The 9,231-nt window shown below is 45.2% G+C and carries 8 protein-coding genes; 4 read left to right on the top strand and 4 right to left on the bottom strand.

Features of this window, described 5'->3' with window-relative positions:
• Positions 1 to 330: 330 nt before the first annotated feature.
• From pal to HYR79_12040, 3 genes are read left to right on the top strand one after another with little or no spacing between them, the layout of a single operon-like run.
• On the top strand, positions 331 to 882 hold the full coding sequence (pal, locus tag HYR79_12050) for a peptidoglycan-associated lipoprotein Pal (protein ID MBI1822431.1): 552 nt from the start codon (positions 331 to 333) through the stop codon (positions 880 to 882).
• A 3-nt stretch (positions 883 to 885) separates the two neighbouring features.
• Entirely contained in the window at positions 886 to 1,488 is a 603-nt protein-coding gene (locus HYR79_12045; protein MBI1822430.1) for a flavin reductase family protein, read from the top strand.
• 21 nt (positions 1,489 to 1,509) lie between these two features.
• On the top strand, positions 1,510 to 3,144 hold the full coding sequence (locus HYR79_12040; GenBank protein ID MBI1822429.1) for an acetolactate synthase large subunit: 1,635 nt from the start codon (positions 1,510 to 1,512) through the stop codon (positions 3,142 to 3,144).
• 41 nt (positions 3,145 to 3,185) lie between these two features.
• Here the strand turns inward: HYR79_12040 and HYR79_12035 are convergent, their stop codons facing one another.
• The 4 genes from HYR79_12035 to HYR79_12020 form a co-directional block, all read right to left on the bottom strand.
• Entirely contained in the window at positions 3,186 to 5,504 is a 2,319-nt protein-coding gene (locus HYR79_12035) for an EAL domain-containing protein (protein MBI1822428.1), read from the bottom strand.
• 405 nt (positions 5,505 to 5,909) lie between these two features.
• Positions 5,910 to 6,905 (bottom strand): transketolase family protein, encoded by a 996-nt coding sequence (locus HYR79_12030; protein ID MBI1822427.1) that lies wholly within the window; start codon positions 6,903 to 6,905, stop codon positions 5,910 to 5,912.
• A complete protein-coding gene (locus HYR79_12025; protein ID MBI1822426.1) occupies positions 6,898 to 7,722 on the bottom strand; it encodes a transketolase in 825 nt (274 codons plus the stop codon). The genes HYR79_12030 and HYR79_12025 overlap by 8 nt, the downstream gene beginning before the upstream one ends.
• Positions 7,723 to 7,860: 138 nt before the next feature.
• A complete protein-coding gene (locus HYR79_12020; GenBank protein MBI1822425.1) occupies positions 7,861 to 8,187 on the bottom strand; it encodes a hypothetical protein in 327 nt (108 codons plus the stop codon).
• 187 nt (positions 8,188 to 8,374) lie between these two features.
• Here HYR79_12020 and HYR79_12015 point away from each other — a divergent pair.
• The coding region (locus HYR79_12015; GenBank protein ID MBI1822424.1) for a MiaB/RimO family radical SAM methylthiotransferase at positions 8,375 to 9,231 on the top strand (857 nt) is incomplete at its 3' end.

Below are 9,231 nucleotides of genomic sequence, written 5' to 3'. Positions count from 1 at the left end.
GTGATATTCTGGTATCTTCCATCGTCGGGCACATTAGTGAAATGCCATGCCCCCCGCTGATCTTTATAATAAAAAACCTCAGCCTGAACGGGGACCTGTCAAGCTAAAGAGAGTCCGAACAAGGCAAAAAACAGCACCCCAATTTTAGTTGATCTTATACCCATAGATAAGCTAAAGGATACCAATTAAACGCCAATCTGTCAAACCCGGCGGGGGCGGCGTGGCGGAAATCGCTTGACTGTCATAAGTTAATTCCTTATGATTTAAAAAGTTTCTCATTCCCACAATTAATTTTTATGATTTTATTTTTAATAAAATAAGGAGGATTTCATGGTTAAAATTCAGCAGGTATTTTTGGCGGCTTTTTTATGCCTTGTCGTGATCGGCCTGGCAGGTTGCCCAAAGAAACCGACAGAAACTGCAACTCAAAGTATCCCCACGCAACAGGAAGTTCCTTCCCAGGAGGCTCCTTCTACTGAAATGGCACCTCCCCCTGCCCAACCGCAGGTGACTGAAAAAGAGGTGGTCAAGCCGATTGAACTGTCGAACGTCGGGCTAAAAGATGTCTTTTTTGATTTTGATAAATCCACCATTAATCCGGCTATGAAAGAAATCGTCGATAACAATGTTGTCTGGTTAAAAGCAAATCCGCAGGTTAAAATCAAAATAGAAGGACATTGTGATGAAAGAGGAACCAACGAATATAACCTGGCCCTCGGAGAGAAAAGAACGCATGCGATTAAGCAGCTCCTGATTTCCGAAGGGATTAGCGCTTCCCGGATTTCCACAATTAGTTATGGGGAAGACCGCCCCTTCTGTGCTGAACATAATGAATCGTGCTATCAGTTAAATAGAAGAGGGCATTTTGTTCAGTTACGATAGAAAATGAGGTTCGACCCGAAAAAACAATCGCCGACGGAAAACTATATTTTCATGCTCTACGCGATTGTTCCCCGGCCGATTGCGTTTATTTCGACGGTAGGGGAAAGCGGGATTTTTAACTTATCTCCGTTTAGCTTTTTTAACGGGGTTTGTTCCGATCCACCCATCTTAAGCGTATCGATTGCGTGGAAAAATGGGGAGAAAAAAGACACCCTGGTCAACATCGAAAATTCGAAGGAATTTGTCGTCAACATTGTAACGGAACCTCTGGCATTGGCCATGAATGCAAGTTCGGCGTCTTTTCCTCCTGAAGTCAGCGAATTTCAAAAGGTGGGTTTGACGCCTGTTCCGGCGGCGGTTGTCAACGCCCCTCTCGTCAAAGAATCTCCCATTAACATTGAATGCTCCCTCCACCGTTTAATTGAGGTCGGCGCTCCCCCTCGAGGGGCAACCCTCGTTTTAGGGGAAATCATCCAATATCACGTTCGTGAAGAGGTTCTCGAAAATAAAAAGATCGACTTTCAAAAGCTTTCCGCTATCGGAAGAATGGGAGGGGAGTTTTATGCCCGTACGACAGACATCTTCAAATTAAATCGTCCCCGCTGACTGTAATCTTTTTGGGTGTTCATGAAATCTTCGGATCTCTTTGTTCAATGTTTAGAAAAAGAAGGCGTCCGGTTTATTTTTGGGCTTCCTGGTGAAGAAAATATTGATCTCCTCGATTCCATTTCGCGTTCTTCCCTTCAATTTATTCCCACCCGGCATGAACAGGGCGCCGCTTTTATGGCGGATGTTTATGGACGATTGACCGGCCGGGCAGGGGTTTGTCTCTCCACCCTTGGCCCCGGCGCTACCAATCTGGCCACGGGAATTGCCGACGCTAATTTGGATCATGCGCCTCTGGTCGCCATTACCGCTCAAGCGGGTCTGGATCGGGCACATAAAGAATCACACCAATATGTCAATATCGTCGAAAGTTTCCGTCCGTTGACAAAGTGGAATGCCCGCATCGAAAAACCCGCCAACATTCCCGAAGTCGTTCGAAAAGCTTTTAAACTCGCGCAAACAGAAAAACCGGGCGCCTGCCATATTGAGTATCCGGAAGATATCGCCAAGGAAAACACAGAAGGGGTCCCCCTGGTTTCTGAAAGTTTTAGAAGGCCGTCTCCGGACCGGGAATCCCTGCGACAAGCTGCACAATTGATTGACCAGTCCCACCATCCGGTTATTTTGGCCGGGAACGGTGTCGTCCGCGGAAAAGGGTCGGAGACTTTGTTGAGATTTTCAAAAAAAACCAACATTCCGGTGGCCAATACCTTTATGGGCAAAGGGGTTGTTCCGGTAGATTATGACCTTTCTCTTTTGAGTATCGGCTTGCAAGCCCATGATTACGTCTCCTTTGGTTTTGACCGGGCAGATTTGATTATTGCGGTAGGGTATGACCTGGTGGAATATAGTCCCTACCGATGGAACGGTCAAAAAGATAAGAAAATTATTCACATCGATTTCTTGCCTGCCGAAGTAGACGCCTATTATCAACCCCGGGTTGAAGTGGTCGGGGATATCGGAGAAGCCTTGAACCGGCTGTTGAAAGAAGTAAAGGTGGTGCATGATCCGGAAAGTGCCAGAATTCTTCGTCGTGAAATTTTAAAATCATTTGAAGAAGGGATTCAAGATTGCCGGTTCCCCATGAATCCTGAGCGGATTATCTATGAATTACGGGAGATGATGAAACCTGAAGATATTTTAATCAGCGACGTCGGGGTCCATAAATTATTGATTGCCCGTCATTTTCGCGCCCATCATCCGAATACCGTAATCATTTCCAACGGATTCGCAGCCATGGGAATCGCGCTTCCCGGGGCGATTGCCGCCAAGCTTATTTATCCTGAGAAAAAGATTGTCACCGTCTCCGGCGATGGCGGATTTTTAATGAATTGTCAGGAATTAGAGACCGCCGTACGACTGAAGCTTCCGATCGTGAATGTGGTTTTTCGCGATGACGGGTATGGGTTGATTCAGTTTAAACAGGAAAAAGAGTTTGGACATTCTTTTGGAATCGAATTGGGCAATCCGAATTTTCTTAAACTGGCTGAATCTTTTGGCGCGAAAGGGTATTCCATTGATTCCGCTAATGGATTTAAACCGGTCTTAAAAGAAGCGCTTCGTGAAAAAGGCCCTGTGGTTATCGATATCAAAGTGGATTACCGGGAAACGTTTAACAAGCTGATGGCAATGGGGAACTTTATCTGTCCCATGTAACGGGATGCGTTTCTTTATCCTGATGGGAATTCAATATTGATTCAGGCTGCTTTGGGTCCGGTGTTGTTCATCTGCCGGTTTATCCTCCATGGCGAATGATCCAGCCAGTGAATGAACTGCTCGGCAGAGAGGGGTTTGCTGATATAAAATCCTTGCACATAATCACAACCCATGGTTTTGAGCCTGTCCCAGGTCTCCTTGTTTTCCACCCCTTCGGCAACCACTTTTAATCCTAAATTATGGGCCAGATGAATTGTCGACCGGACGATCATGTCACTGTCCTTATCTGTCAGCATATTGATCACAAATGATTTGTCAATTTTAATTTCGTTGACCGGAAGTTTATTAAGATACATCAGTGATGAGTACCCTGTGCCAAAATCGTCGATGGAAAGTTGAATCCCCATTCCGCTTAACCTTTTGAGGATTTCCATTGCTCTTTCCGGATTCAACATAATCACGCTTTCGGTGATCTCTATTCCTAAACTGGAGGGTAAAACATGCGCTTTATCAAGCATTTCCATCAGATCATCCGGAAGCTTCTGATCTAAAAGGTTTCGTGTAGAAAGGTTAACAGCCACATTGATATTGATTCCTTCCTGACACCAGGACTGACACTGGTTAACCGCTGTATTTAAAACATGGTAAGTTAAAGGTTTGATCAGTCCGGTCTTTTCGGCTAAAGGAATGAATTGATCAGGAGCAATCGGGCCTAATTCCGGGTGTTGCCACCGAACCAGCGCTTCTGCTCCCGCCAAACCCCCGGTTTTAAGGTTAATTTTCGGCTGGTAATGAAGAATCAACTGGTTACGGTTAATGGCTTCTCTCAATGCTCCCATGATAACAAGGCGACGGGGGGTGTTGTGGTCTTCATCCTGGATATAAACAAAGTAGTCGCTTTTTTCCTCCTTGGCCTTGGACATGGCGACATCCGCCCGTTGCAGGAGAATATCAGAAGTTTCTCCATGGTCCGGGTAGAGGGCTATGCCGATACAGGTCTCGACTAAAACAGGATGATCCGCAAGAATAAATTGTTCTTCCAGCACTTTTAAAATTTTACGGGTGACGCTTTTTGCCCCGTTGATATCCGAGTCCTGCAGAAGAATCGCAAATTTATCTCCTCCTAAATGCGCAATCGTGTCTGATTGGCGCAATACGTTCTGAAGCCGCGGCCCGAGCAGAAGCAGCAGGAGATTGCCAAAATGATGCCCCAGCGTATGATTGATTTCTTTAAAGTGATTGATATCCAACATGAGCAGAGCCAGAGATTTATTGTTCCGCTTGGCCGTTTTAATGGCTTGATCCAACCGGTCGTGAAGAAGATTAGCGTTTGGAAGCTTCGTTAAGAAATCATGCGTGGCCTGATATTGGATGGCGGAAGCATTGGCCTGCAGAGAATCCGCCATTTTATCTATGGTATAAGCCAATTGGTCCAATTCCCCCTTTCCATAAACAATTCCGGTTCTGGCGCTGAGGTTATTGCCCGCGAGTTGATTGGATGTTTTTACCAGCACATTGATTTTCTTTAAAACAAAGAAGTCGCTTCCGATCCAGGCGCCCAAAAATCCCAAAATCATGGTTACTGCCAGAATTGTAAGATTGAGAGTGAACATGTGGTTTATTCCCGAAAATACCGATTGTTTAGGAATTCCGATGCTGATAGATAAATTTCCGGTTTCTTGATTTCCAACAAGAGACGTAAACCCTAAAAAGTGAAGATTACCATCAAGATCCGTAGTTTCCTCGATTCCCTTATGTTGAGACAGGATGGTTTTAATCATAGGGATGTCGGGGATTGATTTTCCCACCCATTTTCCCGGGTTGGGATATCGCACGAGAATGGTGCCGGTTTGATCCAGGACAGTCAGTATCGAACCGGGAGGCAATTCGGCTCTTGATGCAAATTGATTGAGCCATGACAGGTCCAGGGCGGCGAAAAGAACTTTTTGCGCTTTGCCGGTTTGATCAAATAGAGGATAGCCGAAATTAATGGTAGGTTTACCGGTGATTCTGCCGATTTGAAAATTCCCGGTTGAAAAGCGGCCTGTTTCAATCGCATGCCTGAAGTAAGTCCGATCGGACATATTCAGCTTCCTGTGGAAAGGGACTCCACTGCAGATAATATTTCCATTAGACTGAGAAATACCCAAATTAGCGTAGGAAGGATATTGTTGAAGTAGTTTGGAGAACAGGACATTGCAGGCGGATGGATCTCTTCCTTTCACTTCGGGGAGGTGAGATAAAACGGCCAGGAATTGCTGAACACCCTCAATGAGTTGATTTTGACTGTCGGCGGCGATTTGCACCAATTCGACTGCCTTGTTTTTGTTTTCAGCCGCGGCTATTTTATATTCTTCCATGCTGGTATATATAATGACTCCGAAAAAAGGAAGAACGATCATAAAAATAAGGAGAAGGAGCCGGAAACGAAGGAAAGAAAATAGATTGATTATTCGACTTTTGTTGATGTTTAAAGAGATCATATATAATAAAAGGTAGCTCTAAACATTGAAATGTCAATGTTTAGAGAGCGACAAAAGCGATGGGTGTTATGTTGTGAAAACCCGGAAATGAGAATGAGAGAGGGTAGTGCAGACGTGGCCGACAGGAATGTGGCGTGTGCAAGGCGGAACGAAGCATCGTACCGCAGCGTACCAAAAAAAACATAGCTTTGCTGCGGATACGCTCGCGAGCAAGCTTTGTGGTACATGAGGATACGAAGCTGAAGTGACAACGCAGCAGACGACCATTATTGTCGGATCAGGTTAATCTTTTCGGTTGAGGACGTTCTCGACAGCCTGCACGATGGCGGCGGCGTTCAGGCCATATTTTTCGAAGAGTTCCGGGGGAGTGCCGGATTCCGCGTAAGTATCTTTAAGGCCTACAAATTCAATGGGAACCGGGTAGAAGGTTGAAACCACCTGGGCGATGGCAGCCCCTAATCCTCCGTGAACCAGATGCTCTTCGGCTACGACAAAAGCTTTAGAATTTCTGGCCGCCGTAAAAATGGCGTTTTCATCAATCGGACGGATTGTGTGCATGTCGATCACGCCGATTTTATCTCCCTTTAGCCCTAAAATATCAGCGGCTTCAAGAGCTTCGGCGACCATTAAGCCGCAGGCAAAAATCGTAACATCCGTTCCCTCTTTCAAGATATTGGCTTTACCGAGCGTAATTTTATCCTGGGGCGTATAAAGGATAGGGGCTTTTGGGCGTCCTGTCCTCATATAGACTGGCCCATGATAAGCCGCAATTTGGCGAGTCAGGGCCTGAGTCGAGACTTCATCGGCAGGTTGAACCACAGCGATCCTGGGGAGGGCGAGGGCTAAGGCAAAATCTTCGACACTTTGCTGGGATGCGCCATCTTCTCCGAGTGAAATGCCGCCATGCGAGCCGACCAGTTTTACATTTAAGCCTGGGTTAGCAATTCCCATCCGGATTTGGTCAAAGCCTTTACACATTAAAAACGAAGCAAAACTGGAGGTGAACGGAATTTTTCCCGAAGAGGCCAGCCCGGCGGCGGCGGAAACCATATTGGCTTCGCAAATACCAAAATTGAAAAACCGATCGGGGAAAGCCTTCGCAAAAAGGTTGCTTTTGGTCGATTTTGATAAATCGGCATCGAGCGCAACGATGTTTGGATTTTCTTTTCCCAATTGCAATAAGGTTTCACCATAGGCGTCCCGGGTGGCTTTCCCTAAAACTTTTTTTCTAACCGTTGGTTTTTGGCCTTCTGGATTAGTTGGAATAACCCTAAGCATGTTCAAGCTCCTGTAATGCGAGGGTAAATTGTTCTTTATTGGGAGCCATTCCATGAAATTCATTATTATTTTCCATAAAAGAGACCCCCTTTCCTTTTATTGTTTTTGCAATAATTATGGTGGGTTTGCCTCGAGTTGATCCGGCTTTTTCAAAGGCGTCCAAAATCTCATTCATTCGATGGCCGTTGATTTCGATCACATTCCATCCGAAAGCCCGCCATTTCTCCGCCAGCGGATCGAGCGGCATAATTTCCTGAACACTTCCGTCCAACTGCTGGCCGTTGTGGTCTAAAATGACCACTAAATGATCGAGTTGATGATTTGGGGCAAACAACGCGGCTTCCCATACCTGGCCTTCATTTATTTCGCCGTCACCGACCAGAACATAGGTCCGGTAATTTTTTCCGTCAAGTTTTCCCGCGAGGGCCATTCCGATTCCAATAGAAATTCCCTGACCTAAGGAACCGGTGCTGGCTTCGACGCCGGGGAGTTTGTTTTTTTCCGGATGGCCTTGAAGCGGGCTACCCATTTTCCGTAAGGTTTTCAGGTTTTCTTGAGGGAAATAACCATGATGGGCAAGAATCGCATAAAGAGCGGGTGCCGCATGTCCTTTACTCAAAATAAATCGGTCACGATCGGGGGAATCTGGGTTTTGGGGGTCATGCTTCATTACTTTAGAGTAAAGAGCGGTCATCATGTCAATGGCCGAAAAGGAACCGCCGGGATGCCCTGACTGGGCTTCGAAAATCATTTTTAAGATGTCGATTCGAAGCTTGGCAGCAAGATTTTCTAGTATAACTTCTTGATTTAAAAGCATTTTATAGTTTTCTAGCCAGAAATTCTATGTTGATTAACTTTCTGGATTTTTTGTAAGGGTGATCGTTTGTTTAATTTTTCAAAGACTAACAAAAAAAAATGGGTAAGTCAAACGAAAGGAGGGAGTTGAAAGAAAAAATTATTTTGGTTCGTTTTCAGGTTTTATTTTAATCGATTTTAAAAAAGATTGGTCAAAACGGTTAAGTTCAAACTTAATGTTTTCTATTAAAGCGGGCGGTTGGGTGCCGGGTTTTTCCTTTTGCTCCTTATTAAGCGCCCTCGTGATGGAAGCCAGAACAAGGTCCACCTGATACCCTTCCTCTTCAATATCCTTAATGACGGTTCGAATTTCCGAACTTTCAGCAAAGACAGAGTTAATGGCATGGGCCAGGTCCCGGACTAATTCTCTAAGCTTTTCATTGTCTTGAGGATCGTTTTCCCACCGATTATTTTCACTTCTAGCCACTGGACGCGCTCCTTTTACTCTTTAAATATCCTCATCATTTAAATAAAATATATCTCCCGCCGGGTGTTTTGTCAAGGCGGGCTGGAGGTAAAAAACCGGTTAAAAGAACTGGAAAAGTTCTGTTCCAGGCCTATAGGGGTATGTTACAATTTTGGCTGGTCTGGTTTAAAACGCAAAGGAAAAATCATTGAAATCTCAAACTGTTAAAGAAAAAACAAAGCTTTATCCCAAGGTAGGGTTGATTAATCTGGGGTGTTCCAAAAACCAGGTCGACTCCGAAGTGATGCTCCGGCAACTCGATAGAGCGGGTTTTGTTTTAACTTCAAAGGAAGAAGAAGCTGAAATTCTTATCGTCAATACCTGCGGATTTATCGACTCGGCAAAACAGGAATCAATCAATACCATTATCGAACTGGGGAAATTAAAAAAGAAGGGCCAGTGTAAAACCTTAATCGCTACAGGATGTTTGACCCAACGCTATCAGGATGAGTTGTTAAAAGAGCTTCCGGAATTAGATGCCATCGTTGGGACAACCGAATATTTTAAAATTGCGGAAATTTGTAAAACCTTTTTGGATCAAAAGGGGAAAAATAAAAAACGCTCTTCCTGGCTGAGCGAGCCGACGGCCCTGTACGACGAAACCCATGCCGACCGGATTTTAACCACCGCAAAGCATTGGGCCTATGTCAAAATATCCGAAGGGTGCGATAAAAGTTGTTCGTTTTGTATCATTCCCGGCATGCGGGGCAAAATGAGAAGCCGGCCGATTCCTGCGATAGTCAATGAGGTCAACCAATTAACCGGTCAGGGGGTAAGAGAAGTGAACTTGATCGCGCAAGACCTCACCAGTTACGGCCGGGACCTCGGGCAGGGTCAGCTCTATGAACTTTTGAAGGAGCTGGTCAAAACCGAAGTCGATTGGATTCGTTTACTTTATAACTATCCCCATCCTTTTCCGGATAAACTGATCGATCTGATTGCGAGCGAGCCCAAAATCTGTCATTACATCGATATGCCGCTTCAGCATATTGACGAAGAAATTTT

The organism is Nitrospirota bacterium (assembly GCA_016178585.1).
GTDB lineage: Bacteria > Nitrospirota > Nitrospiria > JACQBW01 > JACQBW01 > JACOTA01.
Note: the sequence above shows the minus strand (reverse complement) of the source record. Positions and strands in the feature narration are given on the sequence as shown.